A 24,802-nucleotide genomic window follows, 5' to 3' on the forward strand; every position below is an offset into this window, starting at 1 on the left:
GGGGGGGGGGGGGGGGGGGAGAAAGGGGGGGAAAAAGAAAGGGGAAAAAAAAAAAAAAAAAAAAAAAAAAAAAAAGGGAAAGAGCCCCCCCCCCCCCCTTCCCCCCCCCCCGCTTCTCTGTTGCCCGCCTCCGCTTAGGAGCCCGCTGGGGCCAGCTGATCAGGCTTCCCGCCCTACTCAGCCCGCGCGGTACCTGCCCACGACGCCGGCCCGGACGATCCGGCGTCGTACTCCTCCAGCGGAACTGTGCCCTCCTGCCATGCCTTCAGGACCGGCTCGACAATCCGCCAGCAGTCCTCCGCCGTATCACCCCGGACCGAAAGCAGCGGATCGCCGGCCAGCACCCCCTCCAGCACTTCACCGTAAGGCAGGAGTGCAGAGGCGCTGAGTTCGGCTTCCAACGTGATCCGGCTAAGGCTGAGGATGTCGCCGGGACCGTTCACATCGACGTCGAACTGGAGTGTGTCCGGCCCGAAGCCGATCCTCAGCTGGTTTGGCGAGTCCACGCCCGTAAAGCCCTGGGGAAGGTGGGGGACCGGCCGGAACGTCACCACGGCCTCCTTGCGCTTGGCGCCCATGGCCTTGCCGGAGCGCAGGATGAATGGAACGCCCTTCCAGCGCCAGCTATCGATCCCCACCTGGATCTGCGCCAGGGTTTCGGTGCCGCGTGAAGCATCCACACCCTCCTCCCCGGCGTAGTCCGGCACTTCCTTCCCGCCAACGGTTCCGGCTGTGTAGCGCGCCCTGTGGGTGGAAGCCGCATAGGGGGCGCGCACGCTGCTGGCGCGCAGGACCGTGGAAACGGCGTCGCGCAGGTCCCGTTCACTGATGCTCGACGGCGGCTCCATTGCCATCAAAGCCATAATCTGGAGCAGGTGGCTCTGGATCATGTCCCGGAGTGCGCCAGCGCCGTCGTAGTAGCGCGCCCGGCCCTCCAGCGCGAGATCCTCGTCGAAGATAATCTCCACCTTTTCCACGTGCTGACGGTTCCAGACCGGCTCGAGGAAGTTGTTGGCGAAACGCAGGCCCAGGATGTTCAGCACCGTTGCCTTGCCGAGGAAGTGGTCGACCCGGTGGATATGGTCCTCCGGTACCAGCTGCACCAGGGTCTGGTTCAGCGAGCGCGCTGATTCCTCGCTGGAGCCGAAAGGCTTTTCCATGACCAGCCGCGTTCCGGCCGGAACCTGCCCGGGCCGGAGTGCCTCGCAGGCAAGCTGGCTGATTCGGGGCGGCAGGGCGAAGTAGATAGCAGTGGGACCGTCCAGCGCAGCGAGCAGCGATGCCAGCGCCCCGTCCGCCGTGACGTCCAGCTGGTGGTAGACCGTCTCCTTTTCCAGGTCCTCCAGTGCCTGCAGGCCATCCGGGCCCGCGGACTCGGCGGAGGCCGCAAAGGACGTCCGAACCCTGTCCCGCCACTGTTCCGGGGTCCAGGGATCTGACCCTGCCCCGACGAGCCGGAGCCCGGCCGAGCGGCCCGTTGCCACCAGCCGTGCCAGACCGGGCAGGAGCAGCCGGCCGGTAAGGTCGCCGGAAGCGCCGAGGATGAGCAGGGTTTTCACTGTTGTTTGGCTCGTCATTTTGCCAGCATGCCACCTTGCGGGCCCGAGTTGGTACCCTTGATAGTCGAGTCCCGATCATCCACTGAAAGAAGTGCACGGCGCGTGTTCAATTCACTCTCTGACCGGTTGACAGCAACCTTCAAAAATCTCCGCGGCAAGGGCCGCCTCACTGAGGCCGATGTTGACGCCACAGTGCGCGAGATCCGCCGCGCCCTCCTGGACGCCGACGTTGCCGTCCCCGTTGTCCGTGAATTCACAGCCCGGGTCCGCGAACGCGCCCTCGGCGCCGAAGTCTCCGGTGCTCTGAACCCCAGCCAGCAGATCGTCAAGATCGTCAACGAGGAACTGGTGGAGATCCTGGGCGGCGAAACACGCCGCATCCGCCTGGCCAAGAACGGCCCCACCATCATCATGCTGGCCGGCCTCCAGGGCGCCGGCAAGACCACCCTCGCCGGCAAGCTGTCCAAGTGGCTTAAGGCCCAGGGTCACAGCCCCATGCTGGTGGCCTGTGACCTGCAGCGCCCCAATGCCGTCACGCAGCTCCAGGTGGTTGGCGAGCGGGCCAAGGTGCCCGTCTTCGCGCCCCACCCCGGAGCAACGTACTCCGAGCTTGAGCACCCTGCCGGGGATCCGGTAGCGGTGGCCCGCGCCGGTGTTGAGGAAGCACGCCAGAAACTTCACGACGTCGTCATCGTGGACACCGCGGGCCGCCTGGGCGTCGATGCGGACATGATGGAGCAGGCACGGCAGATCCGCCGCGCCATTGTTCCCAACGAAGTCCTGTTCGTCATCGATGCCATGATCGGCCAGGACGCCGTCAACACGGCCCTCGCCTTCGATGAGGGCGTCAACTTCACCGGCATCGTGCTGTCCAAGCTGGACGGCGACGCCCGCGGCGGTGCCGCCCTCTCGGTCGCGTCGGTCACCGGCAAGCCCGTGATGTTTGCGTCCACCGGCGAGGGCCTGGACGACTTCGAACTCTTCCACCCGGACCGGATGGCCTCCCGCATCCTCGATATGGGTGATGTCCTCACGCTCATCGAGCAGGCCGAGAAGTCCTGGGACAAGGACGAAGCCGCCAGGATGGCGAAGAAGTTCGCCGACCAGGAGGACTTCACCCTGGACGACTTCCTGGCCCAGATGCAGCAGATCCGCAACATGGGCTCCATGAAGAAGATGCTCATGATGATGCCGGGCGCGCAGAACATCCGCCAGCAGCTCGAGCAGTTCGACGAGCGCGAAATCGACCGTGTCGAAGCCATTGTCCGGTCCATGACGCCGCACGAGCGCGTGGCTCCCAAGATCATCAACGGGTCCCGCCGGGCCCGCATCGCCCGCGGTTCCGGTGTGCACGTCTCAGAGGTCAACGGCCTTTTGGAGCGTTTTGCGCAGGCCCAGAAGATGATGAAGAAGATGGCCCAGGGCGGGATGCCCGGCATGCCCGGGATGCCGGGCATGCCCGGTGCGGGCGGCGGCGCGCGGAAGAACGCAAAGAACGCCCCCAAGAAAAAGGCCAAGTCCGGCAACCCTGCAAAGGCTGCGCAGGAGCGTAAGGATGCCGAAGCCCGCCGCGCAAACGCTGCCAAGGCACTGCCCACCGGAGCCGCCTTCGGCCAGCAGGGAGGCGACTTCGACCCTTCCCAGTTGAACCTGCCCAAGGGCTTTGACAAGTTCCTCGGCAAGTAACACGTCCGCAACCAGTCCCCGCCAAGGGTCGTTGTGAAGGGTTCACAGCGACACCGGGCGAAGCCCGGCTGTGAAGTCGGCGGAGTCGAATAGGGTTGGGTCATGTTCAAGCAGAGGGTAGTGTTCGTGCACGGTGCCGGCAGCTTCGGCTCCGCTGCCTGGCCGCGCCAGCACGGCATGGCACTGTCCTATGACGCACTGTTCCTGCGCCGCCATGGCTACGACCCCCTGGCGGAGCCTGTCCAGGCCTCTTTCGAAGAGGACACAGCCATTGTGCTGCGGTCCCTGGCTGACGACGGCAGGGGTGCTGCCGGAGGTCATGTCGTGGCACATTCGCAGGGAGCCATCGCGGCCATGATGGCCGCCGTGGAACGGCCCGACCTGGTCTTTTCCCTCACCTTGGTTGAGCCCGCCTGTCTGTCACTGACGGCCGAGCTGCCGGCCACGGCAGCGCACATCGGGCTGATGCAGCCCCTGTTCGACGTCCGGCAACAGATGAGCGACCAGGACTTCCAGCGCGAATTCGTCCGCAGGGTCTACGCCACGGACCTGCAGCAGCCGGCCACGGCGGAGGAAAAGCGATCCGCCAGGCGGCTCCGGCTTCAGGCCCCCTCCTGGGAAGCCCCGCTGCACATTGTCCCGGGCGTTCCCACCCTCGTCCTGACCGGAGGATGGGAGCCGCTCTACGAGGAGATCGCAGGTTACCTGCGGGAAACCGGGGCCCTGCACCGGACGGCGGCGGGAGGGCACCGGCCCCACGACTCCCTTGAAGGGGACCGCATCATCCGCTCATTTATCAGCGGCGTCAACCGGGTCCAGTCGGCGCAGGCCTCCTAGGCGTTCCGGTACCCCGCGGCGTTGTACGGGAGCCCATGGCCGCGGCCGGTAAGGGCTTCCGGACGGAAAGAGGCATGTGCATGGAAAAAACCATCCAGTTCACTGGAACCGTCCTGACTGGTCCCGACAGCCAGGAGCGCGGGCTGTGGTCCGTGGACGGAAGGCTCACGTTCCACCGGCCGCCAGGGAAGCCGGAACAAGTCCTGGACGGCTGGGTGCTTCCCGGATTCGTGGACGCCCACTGCCACATCGGGCTGGGACCCGGCGGCGCGGTGGATCCGGCGACGGCCGCGGAACAGGCCAGAACCGACCTGAACGCAGGCACACTGCTGGTCCGGGACGCCGGCTCCCCGGCTGACACGCGCTTCCTTCAGGACAGCCACGACGCGCCGGTACTGATCCGCGCCGGCAGGCATGTTGCCCGGACCCGGAGGTACCTGCGGGGCTTCGCTGAAGAAGTGGAACCGGACGGCCTTGTTGAAGCCGTCCGGAAGCAGGCCCGTGACGGCGACGGCTGGGTCAAGCTTGTGGGGGACTGGATCGACCGGGAGGCCGGCGACCTCGCGCCGTCGTTTCCCGCCGCCGCCGTCAGGGACGCCGTTCAGGCGGTGCATGACGAAGGCGCCCGGATTACCGCCCATTGCTTCGCCGAAGACACCCTGGACCAGATGCTGGACGCAGGCATCGACTGCATCGAACACGCCACCGGCCTCCTGCCGCGCCACCTCCCGCGGTTCGTGGAGCAGGGCGTCCCCATCGTCCCCACCCTCATCAACATCGCCGCGTTTCCGGACATCGCGGCGCAGGCGGAACCCAAGTTTCCCCGGTACGCCGCACACATGCGGACATTGTGGGAGCGCCGGGCTGAGCGGGTGCTGGAAGCGTATGAGGCGGGAGTGCGACTCTACGCCGGCACCGATGCCGGCAGCGTTATCCGGCATGGCAGGATCGCCGAAGAAATCCTCGCCCTCCACCACGCGGGACTGCCCATATCCGCCGCCCTTGATGCCGCCTGCTGGGGAGCACGCAACTGGCTGGGCGCCGAGGCGCTGCAGGAGGGGGCCCGTGCCGACGTCGTGCTGTGCCGGGAGGACCCGCGGAGGGTACCCGAGACCATCAGCGCGCCCGCGCATGTGGTCCTGGGAGGCCGCGTGCTTCGCTGATCCAGGGTATTCGGCTTCACCACTTGGAATAAATTGAAGCTTCAAGTAATTTTAACAGTCAAAGGCCTGCGTACCCCAAGGGCCCAAGGACCGGGAGAATTTGATGACTACAGAAGCCGCTACCCAGGATCTTCTTCCTGCCGAACTCACCATGGGCACCGTAATGCTCAAAGTGGGGGACATGAAGGTGATGACCGATTACTACCAGCGCGCCCTGGGGCTTGAGGTGGTCGCGGAACAGGACGGCGGGCTGTACTTGGGCCGGCTGCAAAAGCCCCTGGTGCACCTGGCGCCCGGGCCGGGGCTGAACCTCCCGGGCAGGGGAGAGGCCGGCCTCTTCCACACCGCCCTGCTGTTCGAAAACCAGGCAGACCTCGCGGCCACCATCGCCACTGCCGCCCAATTCGAACCCCGCTCCTTCACGGGCAGCGCCGACCACCTAGTCAGCGAAGCCTTCTACTTCAACGACCCCGAGGGCAACGGCATAGAGCTTTACTGGGACCGGCCCCGGAGCAACTGGTCATGGAACGGCACGGACGTGGTCATGGACAGCCTGGCCCTGCCACCGCAGCGCTACCTGGAACAGCACCTCACCGAGGAATCCCTTGAGCGCCAGCACGGCTCCGCGGCGGGAGTGGGCCACGTCCACCTCCAGGTGGGCGACGTCCAGTCGGCGCGCGACTTCTATGTGGGAATCCTTGGGTTCGAGAAAACCGCCGGCTGGCACGGGCAGGCGTTGTTCGTCTCGGCCGGCCGCTACCATCACCACATGGCCATGAACGTCTGGAACAGCCGTGGTGCCGGCCCGCGCAAGGACACCCTCGGCCTCGGCGAGGTGCTCATCGAGGTGCCGTCCGGCGACGACGTCGGGGCGCTGGCTGACAGGCTGAAGGTCGCGGGCGTGCCGGCGCACCACACCGGCGCCGAACTGCGGTTCGAGGATCCCTGGCGCAACCGCATCCGGGTAGCGGTCCACTAACGCCGGCGTGCCCGCGCCCAGGTCGGCCGCCAGGCAGCGGCGGGCTGTGTAATAGGCTGAAGCTGAACGGCCGGGGCGGCGGATGCCGATCTCCCCAAGGCCGTACCGTCGACGGAATGAGGGCAATTCCCATGGGCTTCACCGAAATCTTTGTGGCCACGCACGATGGCGCGCTTAAGCGCGCCGCACTCCTGGACCAGGGCGGACAGGCGCCTGCCGCCGACGCCGTCAGGATCCAGGGAATCAGCGATTTCGAAGTGGAACAGCTCGGTGACTTGGCGGGCACTGCTGTGCACGCCGGCGGGGCTGATTACGAGCTGACCATGGTGGATGTGGCCAGCGACTCGCTCCTGGCGGTCCCCGCAGCCATGGTCCGTGCCCTGGCGGACCTGCTCTCCTATGAAACCGAGGGGGAGGGCAACGTCCTCGACGACGTTGCCGAGCAGTGGGCCGCCCAGGACGACATGCCGTTTGGAGCAGACGAGGCACGCGGTTACGTTCAGCAGCTGGCAAAACTGGCCGGCGGAATCGACGATACGGAACGTACCGGCCTGTACGTCTGGTCCTCCTGACGCCCCCGAAGCATCCCGGGCAGCGGAAGGCGGGGCGCCAAGTCGAAATCCCGGCCTTCATCTGGCACAATAAACAGGTACTCGATCCGCGTGGCCCCTCTCTCCGCGTCCGGATCCTGTCCTTCGAACCCGCAAGTACGGCCCGCCCCACGGGTGCAGAACGCCGGGTTCAACCCCTTTCTGAAACAGGAGTGACCACAAAAGTGGCCGTAAAGATTCGCCTTAAGCGCTTTGGCAAAATGCGCGCACCGTACTACCGCATCGTCGTCGCGGACTCACGCACCAAGCGTGACGGCCGCGCCATCGAGGAGATCGGCAAGTACCACCCCACCGAAGAGCCCTCATACATCGAGGTCAACTCCGAGCGTGCCCAGTACTGGCTGTCCGTCGGCGCCCAGCCGTCCGAGCAGGTCGCCGCGATCCTCAAGATCACCGGTGACTGGCAGAAGTTCAAGGGCCTCCCGGGCCAGGAAGGCACCCTGAAAACCAAAGCTCCGAAGGACGCCTTCGTTGCTCCGGAAAAGGGTTCCGTGATCATCCCGGAAGCCATCACCAAGAAGGCATCCAAGTCTGACGCAGCCGAGGCACCGGCCGAGGCAGAGACCACCGAGGCTGAGTAAGTTGCTGGCAGAAGCGCTGGAACACCTGGTCCGGGGGATCGTCGATTCCCCGGATGACGTCAAGGTCAGCTCGAAGAGCAACCGCCGCGGGGACACCCTCGAGGTGCGGGTCCACCAGGACGACCTCGGCCGGGTGATCGGCCGTCAGGGCCGCACGGCACGCGCACTGCGCACCGTTGTGGCAGCCCTGGCCGGCGGCGAACCGGTAAGGGTCGACGTCGTCGACACCGACCGCCGCCGCTGAGCGCTCAGCACCACCAGTTTTGCTCCGGCCCCTCCACCAGCGGTGGAGGGGCCGGAGTGCTTTCCCCGGAACACCGCAACCACATTCAAGACAGAGGAACACATGCAGCTCCAGGTGGCACGAATCGGCAAACCCCACGGCATCCGCGGCGAAGTCACGGTCCAGGTACTGACCGACGCCCCTGAGGACCGGTTTGTGCCCGGTACTGAATTTGTGGTCGAACCGGTGTCCGCAGGCCCGCTCACCGTGAGCAGCGCCCGCTGGAACAAGGACATCCTCCTGCTGGGTTTCGACGAAATTGAAACCCGGAATGAAGCCGAAACGCTCCGCGGAGCCAAGCTCTTCATCGAAACCGAAGAGCTCGACGAGGACGATGACGAAGGCTGGTACGAGCACGAACTGGTCGGACTTGAGGCCCGCGTCGGCTCCCGCGTCGTAGGCAAGATAACGGCACTTAACACCATGCCTGTGCAGGACCTCCTGATGGTTACCACCCCGGATGGGGAAGAGCTTCTGATTCCGTTCGTCGAGCAGATCGTGCCCGAGGTCAACATCGAGGAAGGGTTCATCCTCCTCACTCCGCCCGACGGCCTCTTTAAAGTCAACTCGGACGATACCGCGGCGCCGGAAACTGAAGGCAAAGCGTAAATGCGGATCGACGTCGTCAGCATCTTTCCCGAGTACCTGGCGCCGCTGGAACTGTCGCTGATCGGCAAGGCGCGCCAGGACGGGCTGCTGGACCTCCGAGTCCACGATCTCCGCTCCTTCACCACGGACAGGCACCGGACGGTGGACGACACACCCTACGGTGGCGGCGCCGGAATGGTGATGAAGCCGGAACCCTGGGCGCAGGCACTGTCCTCCGTAGCCGCTGACCGTCCGGAAGCCGCCGGGAAGCCGGTCCTGATTGTTCCCTCGCCCGCCGGAGAGCGGTTTACGCAGGCCCTGGCCTACGAACTGGCCGGGGAGGAACACCTCACGTTTGCCTGCGGACGCTACGAGGGCATTGATGAGAGGGTCATCGAGTGGTCCCGGGAGCATTTCACCGTGCGCCCCGTCAGCCTGGGCGACTACGTCCTGAACGGCGGCGAGGTCGCCGTACTGGCCATGGTAGAGGCCATTGGCCGGCTCCTGCCGGGCGTCGTGGGCAACCCCGAGTCGCTGGTGGAGGAATCCCACTCGGACGGGCTGCTGGAATACCCGGTCTACACCAAGCCTTCCGTCTGGCGGGATCGTGTGGTGCCGGCCGTGCTCCTCAGCGGCAACCACGGGAAGATCGCCCAGTGGCGCCGCAGCGAGCAGTTCCGACGGACGGCGGAGCGCCGCCCGGACCTGCTCGAAACGTTCGACGCCGGGAAGCTGCCCCGCACGGACCGCGCCGCGCTGCAGGAACTGGGGTACGACGTCGTCGGCGGCCGGCTGGTGCGCCGCCCGGACGCGCCGGGTGAACACGCGGATTGATCGGGGACCGGCTCCGCCGGAAGGCTGCGTCAATTAGCCGTACCCGGCGGAGTGTGGCAAAATTGGTCCTTGTGTCTGCTGGGTCCGCACCTGCCACAGGGGGAGCGCAACCAACAGCTAAGACAACTGTCCTCTTCAATCAGTGCAAGGGGGCGGACCTACCTTTCGGCAGTAATTTCCGGCAGCGCTGCAAAGCGTCCGGGCTTGACTGCCGTGACCCAAAGTGAATGACCCGTGGCGTTCACCAGGAGTGCAAATCATGCATATTCTCGATTCCGTAGATGCAGCTTCGCTGCGCACCGATGTTCCCGAGTTCCGCGCGGGTGACACCCTCAAGGTCCACGTGAACATCATCGAAGGCAAGAACACCCGTGTCCAGGTATTCCAGGGCTTCGTCCTGGGCCGCCAGGGCAACGGCGTCCGCGAGACCTTCACGGTCCGCAAGGTTTCCTTCGGCGTCGGCGTGGAGCGTACCTTCCCGGTACACTCCCCGATCATCGAAAAGATCGAACTCGTCACCAAGGGTGACGTGCGCCGCGCCAAGCTTTACTACATGCGCGCACTGCGCGGTAAGGCTGCGAAGATCAAGGAAAAGCGCGACTTCAGCACCGCCAAGTAAGTCCTTCGCGGACCTACAAAGGCAGGGCCGCAGCCGTATCCGGCCAGCGCCGGAGCCATGCACCAGCGCCAGGATACGGACTTATGGACCACACAAAACGCCAGCCCGGGAAAACGGGCTGGCGTTTTGTGTTCCTTGCCCTTGTCCTGGCCGTCGCCATCAGCGGGCTGGTCCGCTCGCTGTGGCTTGATGTGTACTTCATACCGTCCGAGTCCATGGAACCTCTGCTTGAAGGCGGGGACCGCATCCTGGTGTCCAGGACCGACTTCCGGGCCGAACCGATCCGCCGGGGCGACATCGTGGTGTTCGACGGACGCGGAACCTTCGCCCCGCTCAACAGCGGCAAGGGTCCGCTGGTGGACACCATTGCGGCAGCGGCGCAATGGCTTGGCCTTACCGGCAGCGACACCACCTACGTAAAACGGGTGATCGGCCTGCCCGGGGACACGGTAGTCTGCTGCGGGCCCGACGGGAAGATCACGGTCAACGGCCAGCCGCTGACTGAGCCCTACCTTTTCCCGGGAGACGCTCCCAGCACGCAAAAATTCGCTGCCGAGGTGCCGGACGGGCGGCTGTGGCTGCTGGGCGACCACCGCTCGCTGTCCGCTGATTCCCGGAGCCTGCTCGGCGCTCCCGGCGGGGGAATGGTTCCGGTGGACCGGGTTGTCGGCAGACCGGTCCAGATCATCTGGCCGCTTGATAGATTTGCTGAAGTACTTCGGCCGCCAGCGGCAGGAACCATAACAGAGAACGGACAGTAGATGCCCGAGAACCACGCGCGGACACCCGAACCGCGTCCCGACGGAGCTTCCGAGTCCCGGGCCGGCGCCGCACCTGAGGCAGCCGCCGCGGATTCCGGAGTACCTGCCCCCGAGGCGGCGGGCAGCCGCGCCGCAGCCAGGGCCGGGGAGAAGGCCGGCGGAAGCCAGGTGCTCGCCTGGCTGAAGGAAATTGCCACCGTGGTGGTGATCGCCGTGGTGCTCTCCTTCCTGATTAAGACCTTCCTGTTCCGTGCGTTCTTCATCCCTTCCGAGTCCATGGTCAACACTCTGGACATCGATGACCGGATCTTCGTCAACCTCCTGGTGCCCGAACCGTTCTCGTTGAGCCGCGGGGACGTCGTGGTCTTCCGCGACACCAAGGGCTGGTTGCCGGCTGCGGAGGAAAGGGCTGAAGGACCGTTCACCTGGGTCCAGGACGGCCTGACCTTCGTGGGCCTGCTCCCGGACAACTCCGAACAGCATCTGGTCAAGAGGGTCATCGGGCTGCCGGGGGACCATGTGGTCTGCTGTGATGCCGGCGGTAAAGTGACCATTAATGGGACTGCCATTGACGAAAGCTACGTCAATTCCGCTGAGGTTCCACAGATCCGCAACTTCGATGTGACTGTCCCCGAAGGCAAGGTGTGGGTAATGGGCGACAACCGCAACCACTCCGCCGATTCCAGGGCCCATATGGACTCCGATGGCGGGTTCATCGACATCGCCGACCTCGAAGGCAAGGCCGCGGTCATCGCCTGGCCGTTGAACCGCATCACTGCCCTCGACAACCACGAGGACGTATTCGAGAACGTACCGGCGGCGCCCTGACCATGCCCTCCGCAGTTCAGGCCGGCGCCGCCAAGGCAAGGACCGGTTCCCCGAAGGCAGCCTCAAAAGCCCCTACCTTGAGGCACGAACGCACGTTCAAGGCCCAGGGAGCGCGGCTGGTTGCCGGCGTTGACGAAGTGGGACGCGGCGCCCTTGCAGGTCCGGTAAGTGTCGGAATCGCGGTGGTGGACCTGGAGCGCCAGAAGCCGCTCGCCGGTGTGAGGGACAGCAAGCTCCTCAGCCCCGCAGAACGGGAACGGCTGGACCCGCTGGTCCGGCGGTGGAGTGTCGCCTCGGCCGTGGGCCACGCGTCCGCGCAGGAAATCGATGACGTCGGCATCATCGCTGCCCTGCGGCTGGCCGGAACGCGGGCATGGCAGGAAATCTTGGCCGCGGGAGTCACCCCCGACCTGGTGCTTCTGGACGGCAGCCATAACTGGCTTTCACCCGCGGATCAACTGTCGCTGTTTGACGGGCCGGTTCTTGACGCCGGTTGCGACGCGCCTGTGCACACCAAGATCAAGGCCGACATGCAGTGCCAAAGCGTTGCCGCCGCCAGCGTCATCGCCAAGGTGGAGCGGGACAGGATGATGCGCAATCTTCACGCTGAGTACCCGGACTTCGGCTGGGACATCAACAAGGGCTACGCCACCGTCCTGCACCGGGATGTCCTTCGGGCGGCAGGGCCCACGCCCTACCACCGCGTAAGCTGGCGCCTGCTCGGCGGGGAGTTGCTGGACGGCGGGCTTGCCGGCGAAGACGAACCGGGGATCGAAGCCTGACTCCGTCCGGGCACGGCCACCAGCGGCACCGCCAATGGTGCAAGATGGAAACATGAGTGCTGAGGATCTTGAAAACTATGAAACCGACATGGAGCTGCAGCTCTACCGTGAATACCGCGACGTCGTCGGACTGTTCAGCTACGTTGTCGAGACCGAACGGCGCTTTTACCTGGCCAACCACGTGGACCTGCAGGCGCGCAGTGCCGACGGTGAGGTCTATTTCGACCTGACCCTGCAGGACGCCTGGGTATGGGATGTATACCGGTCCGCCCGTTTCGTCAAAAGCGTCCGGGTCCTCACGTTCAAGGACGTCAACGTGGAAGAACTGCCGCGCAATGAGGAACTGGCCCTGCCCAAGGACGTCGACCTGGGCCAGTAGTCCCGGACATGCCTCGGCCTTCCGTGCGCTTCCGGCACTTCCTTAACTGCTGACTTTTCCTGCACAGGGGCCTTAGTACACATAGGAAACAGGCTCCCTTACCTTTGCAACCCTGCAGCCTCAGGCTGGTTGCGGAGGTAGAAGATGAAATCAAAAGACCTGTTGGGCCGGCACGGCGAGGACCTCGCGGCCCGTTATCTTGAGTCGCTGGGCATGTTGGTGTTGGAGCGCAACTGGCGCTGCACCGAGGGCGAAATCGACATCGTGGCCCTCGACGGTGACGCCCTGGTTATTGCCGAAGTCAAAACGCGCCGTTCCCTCGACTACGGCCACCCTTTCGAAGCGGTGGGCCCGGAGAAGCTTGCACGACTTCACCGGCTCGGCTCCGCCTGGTGCCGGGACCGGGAGTTGCGGATGCCCCTGCGGCGCGTGGACGTGGTCGCAGTTGTGGACGGCGGCGCCGGTGAACCCCTCGTGGAGCACCTCAAGGGGGTGGGATAAATGGCCCTCGGAAGAACGTACTCCATCGCGCTGGTGGGCCTGAACGGGTACATCGTGGAAGTTGAGGCTGATATCGGCCAAACGCTGCCGGCATTTGTGCTCCTCGGCCTGCCGGACGCTTCCCTGAACGAGGCCAAGGAACGCATCCGGTCTGCCGCCAAAAACTCCGGTATTCCGCTCAGCCGCCGGAAAATTACCGCGAACCTGATTCCTGCCTCCCTTCCTAAACGAGGGTCCGGGTTCGACCTCGCGGTCACCATGGCCGTGCTCCGCGCCGCGAACGATATCAAGCCCACCGGCAATACCGTCTTTATCGCGGAGCTGGGACTTGATGGCAGGCTGCGCCCGGTCCGTGGAATCCTTCCGGCCGTTATGGCGTCTGTGCAGGCAGGGTATCCGGACGTCGTTGTAGCACAGGCAAATCTTGCGGAGGCCGCCCTGGTGCCCGGCGCCAACGTCAGGGGATACCGGACCCTTGCCCGGCTGGCACTGGATTCTGGTGCAGACCCGCAGGAACTCGCGCTGGACTTCGAACCGGAAGACCCTGAGCTTCCCTGCGACGGTCCGGAGGAAGCGGCGGTGCATCCGGACATGGCGGACGTCTCAGGCCAGGGTGATGCCCGGCAGGCCCTCGAAGTCGCGGCCGCCGGAGCCCACCACCTGCTCCTGACCGGACCTCCCGGTGCCGGCAAAACAATGCTGGCGGAGCGCCTCCCCGGACTCCTGCCGGACCTGGGGGACCACGAGGCCATGGAAGTCACTGCCATCCACTCACTGTGCGGCCTGCCGTCGTCAGCGGTCCAGCTGCTGCGGCGGCCTCCCTTCGAAAGCCCGCACCACTCGGCTACGGCCGCAGCCATCATAGGCGGCGGTTCGGGCCTCCCCAGGCCAGGCGCTGCCTCCCGCGCGCACCGGGGCGTCCTGTTTTTGGACGAGGCGTCAAATCTAGGGCATACCCCGCTTCAGCGTCAACGAAATCACCTAGGTCACCCCAGTCGGAGCGCCGTTCCCCAGTAATGGCACGCCGCTCACGGATCATTGCAGGGTGGACCTTGTTGAGACTCTGAAGTTGATCGGTGCGATTCTGGCTGCTCTGATTGCTTCCCGGACAATCGGAGCCGGAGTCAGAAACTGGTATCTGAAGGGCCGTGGGAGCCGGGCGGTTTGGCGCAACAAGCTGAACCAATTGGCCAATGGGGCGACATCTCAGTACGTAGAGAATCTTCTGGGTACGCCTGTCTTTGAGAACCATGAACCTCCAGGCATCTGGGTCGAGGATGACGAGAAGCCCAAATGGGTTGACCACATTTTCTCAACGCCGCACGCTTGGGTCGTAACCAGGAGGATCGAGGATCGGCTTGAAGCCTGGTCCGTCACCATTACCGACCCGAAGTTTTGGTGGGATCTAGAAGATGTCACTTTTGGCCAGGCCAAGGGAAAGCTTGGTCGAGTCACGTTTGGCGAGCTTCTCGCCACGCCCTCCGGTAAGTACGAGTCCAGTGGTGCCAGATCTGGGGCCTATGCCGAATCGGCTTCCTTCGGTAATCCCGGGGGCTATCAAACGTACATCTTCATGCACAACGAAGAGGGCATTGGAAACTTTCGGCCAAGCGGCAACAGGGATGTACGTGTAGGCGACTTCCACCGTCCTGATGACAGAGAGGAGTACCCGGCTTCAGTTGATGGCTCTCATCGGTCTGAAACCACGGTCAATACGATGATCGTCTCGTGGCAGAGGGACGAGATTACGCACAACTCCTGGCTGCTGTGGCCTGTCGCCAAGTCAGACCAAATGCGGCTCCTTCACCGGTTCAAGAAAAAGCACGGATGGCAGAACAAGCGTTCCTTAGGAGACGGCAATGGAAAGTGATGACCTCACTCCCTACGACGGCGGAGCCTCCTCGGTTGAACGCCAGGGGAGTGAGCCAGTCTGCTCCTTCGATCCGGAGACTGGCTTCTCTATCAACCCCAGCACTCTCGATGAGCTGCGTTGGTATTCATATCTGAGTCCTGAGACTCTTGATCAAACCTTGCTACAGTCGCGAAATGACGACTGACTTCGCTGGAGAAGCCCAAAGACTGACTGAAGTGTGCCGTTCCATCTTTAAGGATGAGTCTCGATGGATTACGGCAGACGGCTACCCGGATAGCCTTGCCCTCTCAATCATCGATTCCATCTACTCCACGGGCTCCAAGTACAAGGCCGTCATCAATGTCGTGAACGCATATCGCGCCTACAGAAAAGCCCAGGGCGGGGATGCTGACCGGGACGGCACCAGCGAACTGCTACAGACCTTCAAAGAGGCTGGAGGGAGTGCGGGGTGGGCTGAACTCGTCAACAACCGGAAACCGGCACACACGAAGAAAAACGCTCCACTCAAGGCAGAGGTCATCCGCATGGCTGCCGAGCGGCTGGAGGGGGAAGATCTTCAGATCACCACGCAGGATGAACTGCGAGCCGCGTACGCCAATAAAGAGCGCCGAAAGACGTTGAAGAAGACCTGGTTGGACCTGCCCAGCCAGCGGTCAGGAGTGACGTACAACTACCTGCTGATCCTGGCCGGCTTCCAGTCAGTGAAGCCTGACCGAATGGTGATCCGGTTCGTGGCGAAGCACGCAGGGCTTGATGCAAAGAAGCTGACGCCTATGGAAACCGCTGAGCTGATCACGCAGGTTGCCGAGCTCTACCCAACCCAGCCCAGGCGACTCGATCACGTGATCTGGCGTCATGTTTCAGGCCGTGAGGTCTTCCGGAAAGAGGAAGTCACCTCGATCATGGCAGATGCCGCCATGTAGCCAGGCATTGCTGTGCCCTAGGCAAAAGTGAATTAGGGACTAACGAGCATTATCCCTATAGCAACAGGCGGCTATAGGTGCGAAAATAGCTCATGATTGTCGCCTCGATATTCGGTTTCGTGGTCCTGCTTATCGCTATGGGAATAGCGTCTCTTATCGGCATCCCTGTATGGACTGCCTTCATTGCTCTTATCGTCGCTTATCTGATTGCACTAGGCGTGGTCATCTACCGGGATAGCTGGACGTATCAGAAGCGCCACCCTACGGACTATCGGCCTTAGCGCTGGATGAGCCGGGCGATTGCCCGAAGAGTATCCTTTGATTTCACGCGAACTGGAACGCCGCTAGAAGCTGCGCTATTCTTCACGAAATCGTGTAAATTAAAACCTTCATTCATCTACGTATAATTATACGCTCTTTTGTTGACTTATTTAAGCTTTGCCTCATAATACGCGGCAGAAGTGACTGCAATTCCGTAGTTACTCGTACCGCTCCTATTAGGAGGTGAAAAAGATGGGATACGTGTCCAAGCGCACGAGTGACATCAGCGGACAGATCGTTGATGACGACAAAGTTATCACCGTGGTTGTTCGCAGCCTCGGGAAACTCTTTGACGCAACGGCTGAAGAGCTGGCTCCACTCAAGCGCGTGACCAACGTGGTTGAACTGGAACTGCGCCACCCTGACGGAAGCTCGGAAGAGATCATCGTCAACAAGGGTGACTTCGAGAAGGTTGCTACTGAGGAAGTCCTGGCAAACGCCGACTCGATCAGGGGTCGCCGTAACGGGTATCGCCCTCAAGGCGACTGAACAAGAAGGGCTGTGTGATCCACATCTACCGGGAGTACTTGCGCTGGAGCCTAGCTCGCGCAAGTACTCCCTTTTAAATTGCACGCAAGAATGAGATAATTAGGACATAAAAAATAACCCCGCTGCCACGGGATTATCATGTCTTCATTATAAAGCATGATCTCCGAGCAGGAAAGGAGAATCATGCCGATAATGGCAATCACAAGAAGCAGAGTTCAAGTCAGTGAGTGCGATATGAAGTGGGCAGCAACCCGTCAGTGGCACTTGGGGGATACGGGTTATGCGAAGTGCTACAGTGGCACGCCTGGCGGTACACCTATGCGGATGCATCGGCTGATCATGGAGCGCATTCTAGAGAGGCAGCTCCTACGGCACGAGTATGTAGATCATATCAACGGCGACAAACTTGATAACAGGCGGTCTAATCTTCGACTTGCTACAAAGGGTCAGAATGGAATGAATAGAAAGCCCCTTGAGGGTTGTACATCGAAGTACAAGGGAGTTGCTAAGACCGGTCGTTCTAACGGCAAGCCTTGGATGACATACATCAACGTCGATGGACAGCGCTTTTACATCGGACGCTGTGATGATGAGCTAGAGGCAGCGTGGATGTATGACCAATGGGCTATCGAGCTTCACGGCGAGTTTGCCCTCTTAAACTTTTCCTACCAATGAAAGAAGCCTCAGTTTTTTGAACTGAGGCTCTTCCACGATCTAGTCAGCAGGAACAACACGGACATGCACTACCATCGCGTTCCTCTCAGCGTGCAGCAAGACGGATGTGTACGCCTGCTGCCAATCCTCAAAGACGCGCTCGTGCTCTCGCCAAGCCATGTCTTCAAGTCGCTGTGCATGAACCTTGTAACGGTCCGTCTCAAGGAACAGCATTGCGTACCACTGTGGAACGTCCTGTAGGTCACCTTGCTCAGTGAGCGGCCCAGTAAGAACTGAGTCACCTACTATTGGTTGCTTTCCTCTCCGAGAGGTGGCATGGCACCAAAGCGCCAACGTCGCCCTCCGGTTGGTCGGCAGATCCAGGTACGGCGCGCTTTCGTTACGGAATAGCGATGCATCCGGCCGATTCATGGCAAACCGTTCGGCAGTGCCACCCAGCACGTCCTCCATGGCCTTGATGTCCGCGAACTCACAAACCTCAAGCGGCCTGGAGTTGTCCGCTGGTATCAAGATTGCCCTCGACATTAGGTTCATCTCCTTCCGGTTCTTCCAAACCTGCCTTGATGATGCGGTCGGCGACGGAAAACACACGCTTGATGGCTTGCTCAGGTGGTTCTTCACCTCGAAGCCATCCAGCGATGTATGCCCGGCTTTCTGCGGGGTCGAACTGGTCAACTGCACCGAGTTCATTGAGAACCAAGTAGGCTGTGGCCTCTGCTTGGCACTCCATAATTCCTCGATGCACGCGGTACTCTTTCAGACCTTCCTCGCTTGTGTGGCCGTGTTCAACGTGACCGCACTCGTGAATCAGCGTCTTGAAGGGGTACTTGGCGACCGGATTGATCGCCACGGACTTGCCGATACTGAAGCCCTGGCAGTTTCCATCAAGCACCGTGAATGGCACCTCGGTAATACCTAGCTTCTGCATCGCACGCTCTTTGCTCCACTCTGGCGGCTCGTACTCCGGTAGATCGTCGCCTTCAGTTTCGGAGACGCCGAACATTGACGGCACCAGCTTGAAGCCGGATAGCCGTTTCTCTTCGTCGCCCTTCTCTGTCGTTTCCTTGCGAAACATGGGTACGTAGATCACCTTCGCTTTGCTGCCTCGCTTGACTTGTCGGTTCAGCGAGAGCCAGCCTTTGTAGGTGTGCACCGGCTCCATAACGCCCTGCATCATCAGCAGTGCTTGGTTGCCCAGTGAGAACCGCCTGAAGCGGTTGTACGTGTTCCCAGCCTGCCCAGGCAGCTCTAGTGCCGTCTTGAGCAGATCAGACCAGTGAGGCGGCGTTGTGAGCCGCTGAGTGGTCATTAGGATCAGTCCTCAGCCGGGACGACGCGGACACGTTGAACTGCGGTCCAAGACTCGGCCTTGCCCAGCGCGTGGTTGATCGCTTCAAAGTAGCTCTCAAAGCGGCGCTGGTTGCCGTAGAACCGGTTGCTGTCGTCGTATGTCTGAAACTCGGCCTTGTAGGACTTGGTTTCAAACAGCAGCTTGGTGACATCCTTGGGGACATCCGTACTGTTGCCGTCTTCGTCAGGCGCTCCCACAAGGAGGGCGGGGCCAACGATTACATCCATGTGGACAGCGCTCGGGTTGAGCAGCCACCACATCAGGGTTGCGCGACGGTTTACCGGCTCGCGCTTGATCTTGCCCTCCTCGTTCACGAAGAAGGTGGAACCAATAGGGCCGAGGTCGATGGCTTCGATGAGGCCACCAACCGCTGCCTGCATGCCGGAGAGGTCGTTCACTTCCAATTTGTAAAGGGGCCGTTCTTCGTCCGCTGGGACGAGGATTGCGTGGATCACGCGAACCACTTCCTTCGATCGTGGGATTTACCTGGCCTCGGTTGAGGACAGGATGAAGCCCGCGATCAGGACTTCTTTGACCAGTGAAGTTGATCGGTCTCTTCAATGTGGTGGGGCCGGCACAGGTAGCGGAGATTCTTCACGTCGTATCGAAGGCCGGGGTTGGAGCCACGCTTCTTGATGTGGTCGACGTCGAGATTGGTCGTGACTGAGCAACCCGGCTTACTGCACACATGTCCGTACTTCTTATCCAGGTACGGGATAGCCACCTTGTCACGGAAGGTTGCCCACAGATGGGCGTGCTTGCCGCGCTGGGGGATTGGCTTAGTGTTCTTGAGCGTGCACTCGCGGCACTTGTTCTGAATGGTGTTGTAGACCCGGATGTGGGTGCCACAGATCTTGCAGAGGCGTTCTACAGCCATACGTCATGAGGGGTCCTTTTACCCGGTCACGCCGGCCAAAGAGATTTGCGACCCTTGGTAAGCGTGACGAGGTGCACCAGGACAAACGAATTGATAGGTACCTGGTGCGAGTGTTGTGTGGTTATTGCGGGAGGAGATCCCATGCAATTGAGTCAGAATGTGCTAAGTAGACGAATACAGCAATCGTCTACCCATCAAGCGCCACCAGCTTTGGGACCACGATGACTCGCGGCTATTGGGACTGATGACGCTGGATGGAACGTGGAGAATATCCGGTGCTGCAAAATGGAAGCATGGTCTTTTACGTCTCCCCGAGGGGATACGACGAGCACCGTGATAGTTCTCTACTTGGATGACTGAAGCTTCCGTCGCTTGTTCGTCTTGGCGAGCTGGACAAAGAAGTCTTCAGAGTCTAGTTTTTCGAAGTGCAACTTCAGATCGGATAGTTTACTAATAGTAGTTCTCCTGCCCAGATGATGAATTATCCAGGCCTTTTAGTCAATAGTCTCGCTCCGGCCTAGTGCGTGATGAATACCCAGGCGACAAAGGCGATCACTCCTGCAAGCCAGCCCAATATAAACAGCTTCTCGTAGTACTTCATCCCTGCTCTCCTTGTGACTCAAGTTCTGCTAGTCGCTGCTTCATGTACGCATCTTGCCGTGCATAGGTTTCACAAGACTGCACTTGGCGCAATTCATAAGCGACACGGCGTGTGGCTTCCGCTTCGATGAGTTGGTCGATGAGCGACCAGAGGACATCGTTGCTATATGGGACACTATCCTCGTCTCTTAGCTGGCCTCTGGGTATAAGGATCTCTAGCCTCTTCTTCGCCTCCTGCCTCGTGTGGTCTTGTCCGGTGGGTGGATTAGTCTTTGTCATCACCACGCACCCTCCGCGTCACGCATCTCCATTTCACCTAGCACGTAATTCAGAACTGTCTCGACATCCTGACGCTGCCGCGGAGTCAGATCCGTCTGCTCAAGCTCTAGATAGTGTTCAGCCTTAGCGATCAGGTCGGCAGGGCCGAGATTTTGGTAGCCGTCGAGCACACGAGCTTCTAAGCGCAGCTCTAGTGAGAGCGATTTAGCTGGTTCTTCTCGTTCTCGGTTATGTAGTTGGATTAATTCACCCACGTCACCTCCTCAGGTTGATTAGTTTGCTGTGCCTCTTGCTCTAGCTGTTGCCGGAAGCTTGGGCTGATCTTGTGTTCGATGCGGTTCAGCAAGGCGTTGCTGATGAAGGCCACCATCTGACGCTGCTCGTCGAGGAGATCCCACTGTTCTAGTTCGTGGACCTCGTCGTAGCGGTGCACCAGCTGAATCTCGTCCAGCTCGTAGTAGCTATCGACGGCTGCATGCTCGCGCTCTATTGCGGCAGCGCGGTCCCTGGCTCGCCGAAACTCGTCGCGGACTGATACGTAGTGCTCACTCACGATCACCGTCCTTGGTCAGGATGCCTTGCTCGAAGAGCTTGATGGCTAGCTTGGTCGCAGCGTCTTCTGGGCTATCAGCTTGCGCTTCCCAGACCGTGCCTGTTGCGTCGTTTTCAGCTTTAGCGAACCATTTGTCAAAACTGTTTCTGACGACAAGTACCCTCGTAGGTTTACCGAGATTCCGCAGCAAATAGCCGAGGTCGTAGGCGGGGACGTTGCCAGGCTTGTCAAACACAGCGTTTAGAGGCCAGACGTTCTCAGCATTTACTTCTCCGGCATTTGAGTAGTAGACGTGCTCCACGCCGTCCTTCCACCCGCCGAGCGCATACAGCTCCCTGCACGGTTCTAATGAGGCGACGTTCATGCTGCTTTCTCCTGGTCATCTTCGTGACCGATATAGACGAATCGCCAAAGCCCACCCTTAATCTGCTCAGACAGAATGATGTGGCCCTCAGCTCGAAGGTCGTGCAGTCGAGCGCCATATCGGTAGCAGTAGCGGTTCAACTCTCGGTTAGTGGCGCTGCCGTTCTTCTTCAGGTGCTTCAAGATCCGGTGAGTCTGTGACTCCTTAGGTGCCGGCTTCAGTAGGTCCAGCAGGCTCATCGCCGTCTCCCCACTTTGAATCCAGACACGAACGCCGATAGGCCGAATCCGATGAGCGCGAATATGAGTACGAGTTCTCCCATACGAGTTATTCCTTGACGGGCTCAGCCGCCTTTACGTTGCTATTCCCTGTGAAGCCACACTCTTCCGGTTCATCCGGTTGCCCCAAGTGATCGACTAACTCCAGCAGCAGCGAGCAGATCTCGCGTGACTCCGGAGCAGCTGCCATGTTCCTGATGGTCTTTATTCGAGCTCTGAACTCTTGGGTCTTTTGCTCACTCATCGCGTAGTTCCTCCGCTGGGTCGTAGATCAGCACTTTGTTCCGTGATGACCATCGCCAGGAAAGACCGACTGCTCCGAGACGGCGGGTGAGCTCGTACTCTTCATCATCAGATCGAAAGGCCTCGGCTGATTCCATGCGGCGCATGATCTGGCCGTCTGTGTAGCCGGCGAACTTCTCTTTGATCTGTGTTTCAAGATCGTTCGGTCGTGGAGCTAGTTCGCTCATGACTTTTCGCCTCCTGAGTTGCTAATGGAAACAGTTGCGATAAGTAGGCCGCCGAAAATCGTCCAGCCACCGGCAACGGGGTGCTGATTCATTAGCAGGTAAGCCCCGGCAAGTACTATGGCGACGCCTCCGAGTATCCTCACGACGAACGCGACCGCGATTAGTGTGTTGTCGCTCATGACTTCCACTCCCATCCGCAGCGACCTGGCTCACCGCTGCATGGCCAGTTAGCTTGCTGCCGTGGGCAGTACCCGAGCTTGTGGAGGATTCGCTGGAAGAGGCTCATGACTCGTCGTCCTCGTCTTTATGAAGCTCGCGATAATAGACAACGTGGCTTTCAGCGTTGGTCTCTAGGTCGCTGCCGACTAGCTTGTGGTACCAGCTGCCGCCGTCGATGCTGAGCTTCCCGCACTTGCAGGAGCGGTAGTCGTGACGATTCTTGCTGCGAATGATCCAGCCACAGGCCAGGCACTTCGCTTGATTGATGAAGATGTCTCCTACATCGAGCTTTTTTCGCTCAGCCGCAGGAGTATCTATGGTCGTGAACTCAACGTAGTCCGTTTCCATGTGGTTGTTCCTTGACGGTCTAGCCGTCCTTAGTTATCTGTCTCGTCCGTCAAGAACGGGTTCTTCCAAACACGGAAGCGTTCGACGGCACCGTGCTTGTTCTTGATCTCACGGATTGCAAACTTGTTCTCTGACGCGGCGGTGACGTTTCTCGTGACGTTGAGCAGTTCGATTGGAAGAACGATACTGTCGCCGTCCTCCATCTTTCCGATTATCTGAACCATGCGCCTCGTGTTTGAGTCTCGCTGCGGCACTGGTATGTTCTTTTCGATCTTGTACTTACTTAGATCGTGTATTTCGTATAGTGACATCTTGTTGTTCCTTGACGGTCCTAGCCGTCCTTACGTTTGTTGCTATCTGGCCAAGGCCTTTGCCTGGTCCTTGACCGGTATTTCTGCCAGCTCTGAATCGGCGCCGGTTGATTCGTACTCCATGAGCGCCGTCAGCTCTTGCTTCAGGGCTTCCTTCAGCACGGCGAAGGTAATCTCCTTCTGCTTACGGAAGGCAGCGATGCGAGCAGCCCGAAGAACGGTGTTCTTCACGTAGCCACCTGTCACCTCGTAAGCAGCCAAGAGATCCCAGTCGATATCAGCAGCCAGTGGTGCCTTCTTGGGGAACATACGTTGCCAGATTTGCTTACGTAGTTCCTGGCTCGGCATCTCAAACTTCACCTTGACGGCGATACGTCGGTCGAGAGCCTTGTCTAGGTTGCTGGAATGGTTAGTGGTGAAGACGGTGACGCCGCGATGATTCTCAAGCTTGTTGAGTAGCACGTTCACCTGGGACACCTCCCAGGATGCGCGGGCATTCTCGCGACTGTTCAGCAGAGAGTCGCACTCATCGAAGAGGATGACATCCTCTGCATGCTTGTCGAACATCTGAGCAATCTTCTTCTCGGTCTCACCGACGTACTTGTCCATGACCTCAGCGGCGGTGATGGTCACCAGCTCCTTGCCGAGGTAGTCAGCGATGGCCTGGGCCATCAGTGTCTTGCCGGTTCCAGGAAGCCCGTGGAACAGCAGTGAGACGCCGGTCCCCTTCTCGATCGTGTCCTCGAAGCCCCATTGCTTGAAGATCAGGTCGTTGTTCTCCACGAGTGAGAGTGCTTCGACAATCATCTGCTTCTTGTAGGGCTCCATGATGACTGTCTCGAACAAGCTCTTGTCAGCGGAACGGAAGTACTTGCCGTGCGGGAACTCGTCGGTGACGATGAACTCGTACCCCTGCATCTTCGGTGGCTTCGTCTTCTTGTCTTTGCCGTAATCGCACTCGTTGCAGTAGAACCTGCAGTCAGTAACGTCCTCGTCGCACTTAGGGCAGCGGTTCAATCCGTCGACCCAGCTGTACTTCTGCTTGGGAGTTGAGCTCTCCGTCGTAGTGCCAAAGACGTAACTATGCATGTGCTCCCTGAGGATGTCGTCGTAGGCACCCATTACTCAAGGTCTCCCAAGTCATGCTTGCGACCGAGGCGATGGGCTCGGGCGACGCGCTCGGCGCTGTCAGCGACGCTGTTGACTGCTTCAACCTCATGCGTCTTGACGATGAGCAGGGTGAGTGAGTCAGCAACCTTGCTGGCTTCTACTGCCTTGCCCTCTTTCAGCAGGTTGTCTACGGAAGCGGACAGGTCACCCATAAGCTTCAACGTAACTTCGGCTCGTTTGTTGGTTAGTTCTTCACTGATCATTTGATTTCTCCTTATTTAGTTGTGTAACTGCTCACCACCTTCCTGTGGAAAAGTCCGAGCTTTTGCCGTCACTTGACGGCGTTCGGTGTTGATGGTCTAAGCCTGTAAAACATGGCTACGACGCAACATTCGGCTTTGTTTGTCTAGTTGCAGAATCAGCGCCACGATGGGCTGCTATGGGTTTTCACTGCCTGACCTCTGTTAACAGGTGCCTTTTATGGGTCGGACAATGGTCATTTGCTGATGCACACTATCGCGAACTATGCCTAAAGGCCGAAGGCTTTGAGGAAGTCCGACATGTCTAGAGGCTCTTTGCCCTGCTGCTCGTATGCATCAAAGCTTGCTGTGTGTTGGACGCGAAGCACTTCCGACAGCTCAACCTTGAGCAACTTCGCGAACTTCTTAGGGTCGCCTCCCATATTCAGGATCGTCTTGACGATCTTGTACTGTTCTTTGTTCATAGGCTCTCCTTTATAATTAGTCGTATATATGCCACGCCGCCACTAT

At 60.5% G+C, this 24,802-nt stretch carries 36 protein-coding genes and 1 pseudogene; 20 read left to right on the forward strand and 17 right to left on the reverse strand.

Annotated elements, in window-relative coordinates; all coding sequences use genetic code 11:
• Positions 1–173: 173 nt before the first annotated feature.
• Positions 174–1,577, reverse strand: a complete 1,404-nt coding sequence (locus AC5RT4_RS15175) for a glucose-6-phosphate dehydrogenase (protein ID WP_494039959.1) — start codon at positions 1,575–1,577, stop codon at positions 174–176.
• Positions 1,578–1,661: 84 nt separating this feature from the next.
• On the opposite strand from AC5RT4_RS15175, the gene ffh reads away from it, so the two are divergent.
• The 20 genes and pseudogenes from ffh (at position 1,662) to AC5RT4_RS15275 (ending at position 17,272) form a co-directional block, all read left to right on the forward strand.
• Complete coding sequence (ffh, locus tag AC5RT4_RS15180; RefSeq protein WP_494039958.1) at positions 1,662–3,245, forward strand: signal recognition particle protein; 1,584 nt, start codon at positions 1,662–1,664, stop codon at positions 3,243–3,245.
• A 102-nt stretch (positions 3,246–3,347) separates the two neighbouring features.
• Positions 3,348–4,082 (forward strand): alpha/beta hydrolase, encoded by a 735-nt coding sequence (locus AC5RT4_RS15185; protein ID WP_494039957.1) that lies wholly within the window; start codon positions 3,348–3,350, stop codon positions 4,080–4,082.
• Between the two features lie 80 nt (positions 4,083–4,162).
• Positions 4,163–5,245: an amidohydrolase family protein gene (locus AC5RT4_RS15190; RefSeq protein WP_494106306.1), complete on the forward strand. Its 1,083-nt coding sequence runs from the start codon at positions 4,163–4,165 to the stop codon at positions 5,243–5,245.
• 103 nt (positions 5,246–5,348) lie between these two features.
• Positions 5,349–6,224, forward strand: coding sequence for a VOC family protein (locus tag AC5RT4_RS15195; protein ID WP_494039955.1), 876 nt, complete (start codon positions 5,349–5,351; stop codon positions 6,222–6,224).
• 131 nt (positions 6,225–6,355) lie between these two features.
• On the forward strand, positions 6,356–6,796 hold the full coding sequence (locus AC5RT4_RS15200) for a hypothetical protein (RefSeq protein WP_494106402.1): 441 nt from the start codon (positions 6,356–6,358) through the stop codon (positions 6,794–6,796).
• A gap of 203 nt (positions 6,797–6,999) precedes the next feature.
• The gene (rpsP, locus tag AC5RT4_RS15205) at positions 7,000–7,416 is read left to right on the forward strand and encodes a 30S ribosomal protein S16 (protein ID WP_494039954.1); all 417 of its coding nucleotides are present in this window, start codon (positions 7,000–7,002) and stop codon (positions 7,414–7,416) included.
• A 1-nt stretch (position 7,417) separates the two neighbouring features.
• The gene (locus AC5RT4_RS15210; RefSeq protein WP_013601399.1) at positions 7,418–7,660 is read left to right on the forward strand and encodes an RNA-binding protein; all 243 of its coding nucleotides are present in this window, start codon (positions 7,418–7,420) and stop codon (positions 7,658–7,660) included.
• Positions 7,661–7,762: 102 nt separating this feature from the next.
• Positions 7,763–8,308: a ribosome maturation factor RimM gene (gene rimM / locus AC5RT4_RS15215; RefSeq protein WP_494106307.1), complete on the forward strand. Its 546-nt coding sequence runs from the start codon at positions 7,763–7,765 to the stop codon at positions 8,306–8,308.
• A complete protein-coding gene (trmD, locus tag AC5RT4_RS15220; protein WP_494039952.1) occupies positions 8,309–9,121 on the forward strand; it encodes a tRNA (guanosine(37)-N1)-methyltransferase TrmD in 813 nt (270 codons plus the stop codon).
• A 259-nt stretch (positions 9,122–9,380) separates the two neighbouring features.
• The gene (gene rplS / locus AC5RT4_RS15225; RefSeq protein WP_494039951.1) at positions 9,381–9,740 is read left to right on the forward strand and encodes a 50S ribosomal protein L19; all 360 of its coding nucleotides are present in this window, start codon (positions 9,381–9,383) and stop codon (positions 9,738–9,740) included.
• An 83-nt stretch (positions 9,741–9,823) separates the two neighbouring features.
• The gene (gene lepB, locus AC5RT4_RS15230; protein WP_494106308.1) at positions 9,824–10,501 is read left to right on the forward strand and encodes a signal peptidase I; all 678 of its coding nucleotides are present in this window, start codon (positions 9,824–9,826) and stop codon (positions 10,499–10,501) included.
• Positions 10,502–11,329, forward strand: a complete 828-nt coding sequence (lepB, locus tag AC5RT4_RS15235; protein ID WP_494106309.1) for a signal peptidase I — start codon at positions 10,502–10,504, stop codon at positions 11,327–11,329.
• Positions 11,330–11,331: 2 nt separating this feature from the next.
• Positions 11,332–12,111, forward strand: a complete 780-nt coding sequence (gene rnhB / locus AC5RT4_RS15240) for a ribonuclease HII (RefSeq protein WP_494106310.1) — start codon at positions 11,332–11,334, stop codon at positions 12,109–12,111.
• Between the two features lie 52 nt (positions 12,112–12,163).
• Positions 12,164–12,490 (forward strand): DUF2469 domain-containing protein, encoded by a 327-nt coding sequence (locus tag AC5RT4_RS15245; protein ID WP_013601392.1) that lies wholly within the window; start codon positions 12,164–12,166, stop codon positions 12,488–12,490.
• Positions 12,491–12,634: 144 nt separating this feature from the next.
• Positions 12,635–12,991 (forward strand): YraN family protein, encoded by a 357-nt coding sequence (locus AC5RT4_RS15250; protein WP_494039947.1) that lies wholly within the window; start codon positions 12,635–12,637, stop codon positions 12,989–12,991.
• A pseudogene (locus tag AC5RT4_RS15255) lies at positions 12,992–13,975 on the forward strand (YifB family Mg chelatase-like AAA ATPase); the annotation flags it as partial.
• 61 nt (positions 13,976–14,036) lie between these two features.
• Entirely contained in the window at positions 14,037–14,861 is an 825-nt protein-coding gene (locus AC5RT4_RS15260) for an ETEC_3214 domain-containing protein (protein ID WP_494106311.1), read from the forward strand.
• A 176-nt stretch (positions 14,862–15,037) separates the two neighbouring features.
• Positions 15,038–15,787, forward strand: a complete 750-nt coding sequence (locus AC5RT4_RS15265) for a DUF8548 family protein (RefSeq protein WP_494106312.1) — start codon at positions 15,038–15,040, stop codon at positions 15,785–15,787.
• A gap of 522 nt (positions 15,788–16,309) precedes the next feature.
• Complete coding sequence (locus AC5RT4_RS15270; protein ID WP_494106313.1) at positions 16,310–16,597, forward strand: hypothetical protein; 288 nt, start codon at positions 16,310–16,312, stop codon at positions 16,595–16,597.
• A gap of 156 nt (positions 16,598–16,753) precedes the next feature.
• On the forward strand, positions 16,754–17,272 hold the full coding sequence (locus AC5RT4_RS15275; protein ID WP_494106314.1) for an HNH endonuclease: 519 nt from the start codon (positions 16,754–16,756) through the stop codon (positions 17,270–17,272).
• A 39-nt stretch (positions 17,273–17,311) separates the two neighbouring features.
• Here the strand turns inward: AC5RT4_RS15275 and AC5RT4_RS15280 are convergent, their stop codons facing one another.
• From AC5RT4_RS15280 to AC5RT4_RS15355, 16 genes are all read right to left on the reverse strand, one after another.
• Positions 17,312–17,806: a DUF3846 domain-containing protein gene (locus AC5RT4_RS15280; RefSeq protein ID WP_494106315.1), complete on the reverse strand. Its 495-nt coding sequence runs from the start codon at positions 17,804–17,806 to the stop codon at positions 17,312–17,314.
• Complete coding sequence (locus AC5RT4_RS15285) at positions 17,751–18,581, reverse strand: ArdC-like ssDNA-binding domain-containing protein (RefSeq protein ID WP_494106316.1); 831 nt, start codon at positions 18,579–18,581, stop codon at positions 17,751–17,753. The genes AC5RT4_RS15280 and AC5RT4_RS15285 overlap by 56 nt, the downstream gene beginning before the upstream one ends.
• 5 nt (positions 18,582–18,586) lie before the next feature.
• Positions 18,587–19,078, reverse strand: a complete 492-nt coding sequence (locus AC5RT4_RS15290) for a DUF3846 domain-containing protein (protein WP_494106317.1) — start codon at positions 19,076–19,078, stop codon at positions 18,587–18,589.
• Between the two features lie 65 nt (positions 19,079–19,143).
• A complete protein-coding gene (locus AC5RT4_RS15295; RefSeq protein WP_494106318.1) occupies positions 19,144–19,500 on the reverse strand; it encodes an HNH endonuclease signature motif containing protein in 357 nt (118 codons plus the stop codon).
• An 878-nt stretch (positions 19,501–20,378) separates the two neighbouring features.
• Positions 20,379–20,633 (reverse strand): hypothetical protein, encoded by a 255-nt coding sequence (locus tag AC5RT4_RS15300; RefSeq protein WP_494106319.1) that lies wholly within the window; start codon positions 20,631–20,633, stop codon positions 20,379–20,381.
• Entirely contained in the window at positions 20,621–20,932 is a 312-nt protein-coding gene (locus AC5RT4_RS15305; RefSeq protein ID WP_494106320.1) for a hypothetical protein, read from the reverse strand. The genes AC5RT4_RS15300 and AC5RT4_RS15305 overlap by 13 nt, the downstream gene beginning before the upstream one ends.
• Complete coding sequence (locus AC5RT4_RS15310; RefSeq protein ID WP_494106321.1) at positions 20,925–21,296, reverse strand: hypothetical protein; 372 nt, start codon at positions 21,294–21,296, stop codon at positions 20,925–20,927. The genes AC5RT4_RS15305 and AC5RT4_RS15310 overlap by 8 nt, the downstream gene beginning before the upstream one ends.
• A complete protein-coding gene (locus tag AC5RT4_RS15315; RefSeq protein ID WP_494106322.1) occupies positions 21,293–21,535 on the reverse strand; it encodes a helix-turn-helix domain-containing protein in 243 nt (80 codons plus the stop codon). Before AC5RT4_RS15315 ends, AC5RT4_RS15310 begins: the two co-directional genes overlap by 4 nt.
• 88 nt (positions 21,536–21,623) lie before the next feature.
• Positions 21,624–21,818 carry a hypothetical protein gene (locus AC5RT4_RS15320; RefSeq protein ID WP_494106323.1) on the reverse strand — a complete coding sequence of 65 codons (195 nt, stop codon included), beginning with the start codon at positions 21,816–21,818 and terminating at the stop codon, positions 21,624–21,626.
• Positions 21,811–22,044, reverse strand: a complete 234-nt coding sequence (locus tag AC5RT4_RS15325) for a hypothetical protein (RefSeq protein ID WP_494106324.1) — start codon at positions 22,042–22,044, stop codon at positions 21,811–21,813. Before AC5RT4_RS15325 ends, AC5RT4_RS15320 begins: the two co-directional genes overlap by 8 nt.
• On the reverse strand, positions 22,041–22,223 hold the full coding sequence (locus AC5RT4_RS15330; RefSeq protein ID WP_494106325.1) for a hypothetical protein: 183 nt from the start codon (positions 22,221–22,223) through the stop codon (positions 22,041–22,043). The genes AC5RT4_RS15325 and AC5RT4_RS15330 overlap by 4 nt, the downstream gene beginning before the upstream one ends.
• Positions 22,224–22,326: 103 nt before the next feature.
• On the reverse strand, positions 22,327–22,611 hold the full coding sequence (locus tag AC5RT4_RS15335) for a DUF7695 domain-containing protein (RefSeq protein ID WP_494106326.1): 285 nt from the start codon (positions 22,609–22,611) through the stop codon (positions 22,327–22,329).
• A gap of 29 nt (positions 22,612–22,640) precedes the next feature.
• Positions 22,641–22,835, reverse strand: a complete 195-nt coding sequence (locus AC5RT4_RS15340; RefSeq protein WP_494106327.1) for a hypothetical protein — start codon at positions 22,833–22,835, stop codon at positions 22,641–22,643.
• 129 nt (positions 22,836–22,964) lie between these two features.
• The gene (locus tag AC5RT4_RS15345) at positions 22,965–24,044 is read right to left on the reverse strand and encodes an ATP-binding protein (protein ID WP_494106328.1); all 1,080 of its coding nucleotides are present in this window, start codon (positions 24,042–24,044) and stop codon (positions 22,965–22,967) included.
• Positions 24,044–24,295, reverse strand: a complete 252-nt coding sequence (locus AC5RT4_RS15350; RefSeq protein WP_494106329.1) for a hypothetical protein — start codon at positions 24,293–24,295, stop codon at positions 24,044–24,046. The genes AC5RT4_RS15345 and AC5RT4_RS15350 overlap by 1 nt, the downstream gene beginning before the upstream one ends.
• 266 nt (positions 24,296–24,561) lie before the next feature.
• Positions 24,562–24,756 (reverse strand): hypothetical protein, encoded by a 195-nt coding sequence (locus AC5RT4_RS15355; RefSeq protein WP_494106330.1) that lies wholly within the window; start codon positions 24,754–24,756, stop codon positions 24,562–24,564.
• Positions 24,757–24,802: the final 46 nt, after the last annotated feature.

The sequence above is a fragment of the Arthrobacter sp. sptzw42 genome, assembly GCF_059089685.1.

Excerpts from the sequence above, each read along its gene's own strand:
- AC5RT4_RS15325 (WP_494106324.1), bottom strand. The coding sequence starts at position 22,044 with ATGAGCGAACTAGCTCCACGACCGAACGATCTTGAAACACAGATCAAA.
- lepB (WP_494106308.1), top strand. The coding sequence starts at position 9,824 with ATGGACCACACAAAACGCCAGCCCGGGAAAACGGGCTGGCGTTTTGTG.
- AC5RT4_RS15285 (WP_494106316.1), bottom strand. The coding sequence starts at position 18,581 with ATGACCACTCAGCGGCTCACAACGCCGCCTCACTGGTCTGATCTGCTC.
- AC5RT4_RS15175 (WP_494039959.1), bottom strand. The coding sequence starts at position 1,577 with ATGACGAGCCAAACAACAGTGAAAACCCTGCTCATCCTCGGCGCTTCC.
- AC5RT4_RS15275 (WP_494106314.1), top strand. The coding sequence starts at position 16,754 with ATGATCTCCGAGCAGGAAAGGAGAATCATGCCGATAATGGCAATCACA.
- AC5RT4_RS15355 (WP_494106330.1), bottom strand. The coding sequence starts at position 24,756 with ATGAACAAAGAACAGTACAAGATCGTCAAGACGATCCTGAATATGGGA.
- AC5RT4_RS15200 (WP_494106402.1), top strand. The coding sequence starts at position 6,356 with ATGGGCTTCACCGAAATCTTTGTGGCCACGCACGATGGCGCGCTTAAG.
- AC5RT4_RS15310 (WP_494106321.1), bottom strand. The coding sequence starts at position 21,296 with ATGAACGTCGCCTCATTAGAACCGTGCAGGGAGCTGTATGCGCTCGGC.
- rimM (WP_494106307.1), top strand. The coding sequence starts at position 7,763 with ATGCAGCTCCAGGTGGCACGAATCGGCAAACCCCACGGCATCCGCGGC.
- AC5RT4_RS15195 (WP_494039955.1), top strand. The coding sequence starts at position 5,349 with ATGACTACAGAAGCCGCTACCCAGGATCTTCTTCCTGCCGAACTCACC.
- AC5RT4_RS15315 (WP_494106322.1), bottom strand. The coding sequence starts at position 21,535 with ATGAGCCTGCTGGACCTACTGAAGCCGGCACCTAAGGAGTCACAGACT.
- AC5RT4_RS15265 (WP_494106312.1), top strand. The coding sequence starts at position 15,038 with ATGACGACTGACTTCGCTGGAGAAGCCCAAAGACTGACTGAAGTGTGC.
- AC5RT4_RS15190 (WP_494106306.1), top strand. The coding sequence starts at position 4,163 with ATGGAAAAAACCATCCAGTTCACTGGAACCGTCCTGACTGGTCCCGAC.
- AC5RT4_RS15340 (WP_494106327.1), bottom strand. The coding sequence starts at position 22,835 with ATGGTTCAGATAATCGGAAAGATGGAGGACGGCGACAGTATCGTTCTT.
- trmD (WP_494039952.1), top strand. The coding sequence starts at position 8,309 with ATGCGGATCGACGTCGTCAGCATCTTTCCCGAGTACCTGGCGCCGCTG.
- AC5RT4_RS15185 (WP_494039957.1), top strand. The coding sequence starts at position 3,348 with ATGTTCAAGCAGAGGGTAGTGTTCGTGCACGGTGCCGGCAGCTTCGGC.
- rnhB (WP_494106310.1), top strand. The coding sequence starts at position 11,332 with ATGCCCTCCGCAGTTCAGGCCGGCGCCGCCAAGGCAAGGACCGGTTCC.
- AC5RT4_RS15280 (WP_494106315.1), bottom strand. The coding sequence starts at position 17,806 with ATGAACCTAATGTCGAGGGCAATCTTGATACCAGCGGACAACTCCAGG.
- AC5RT4_RS15330 (WP_494106325.1), bottom strand. The coding sequence starts at position 22,223 with ATGAGCGACAACACACTAATCGCGGTCGCGTTCGTCGTGAGGATACTC.
- AC5RT4_RS15250 (WP_494039947.1), top strand. The coding sequence starts at position 12,635 with ATGAAATCAAAAGACCTGTTGGGCCGGCACGGCGAGGACCTCGCGGCC.
- AC5RT4_RS15295 (WP_494106318.1), bottom strand. The coding sequence starts at position 19,500 with ATGGCTGTAGAACGCCTCTGCAAGATCTGTGGCACCCACATCCGGGTC.
- AC5RT4_RS15345 (WP_494106328.1), bottom strand. The coding sequence starts at position 24,044 with ATGGGTGCCTACGACGACATCCTCAGGGAGCACATGCATAGTTACGTC.
- AC5RT4_RS15320 (WP_494106323.1), bottom strand. The coding sequence starts at position 21,818 with ATGAGTGAGCAAAAGACCCAAGAGTTCAGAGCTCGAATAAAGACCATC.
- AC5RT4_RS15335 (WP_494106326.1), bottom strand. The coding sequence starts at position 22,611 with ATGGAAACGGACTACGTTGAGTTCACGACCATAGATACTCCTGCGGCT.
- lepB (WP_494106309.1), top strand. The coding sequence starts at position 10,502 with ATGCCCGAGAACCACGCGCGGACACCCGAACCGCGTCCCGACGGAGCT.
- rplS (WP_494039951.1), top strand. The coding sequence starts at position 9,381 with ATGCATATTCTCGATTCCGTAGATGCAGCTTCGCTGCGCACCGATGTT.
- AC5RT4_RS15350 (WP_494106329.1), bottom strand. The coding sequence starts at position 24,295 with ATGATCAGTGAAGAACTAACCAACAAACGAGCCGAAGTTACGTTGAAG.
- AC5RT4_RS15245 (WP_013601392.1), top strand. The coding sequence starts at position 12,164 with ATGAGTGCTGAGGATCTTGAAAACTATGAAACCGACATGGAGCTGCAG.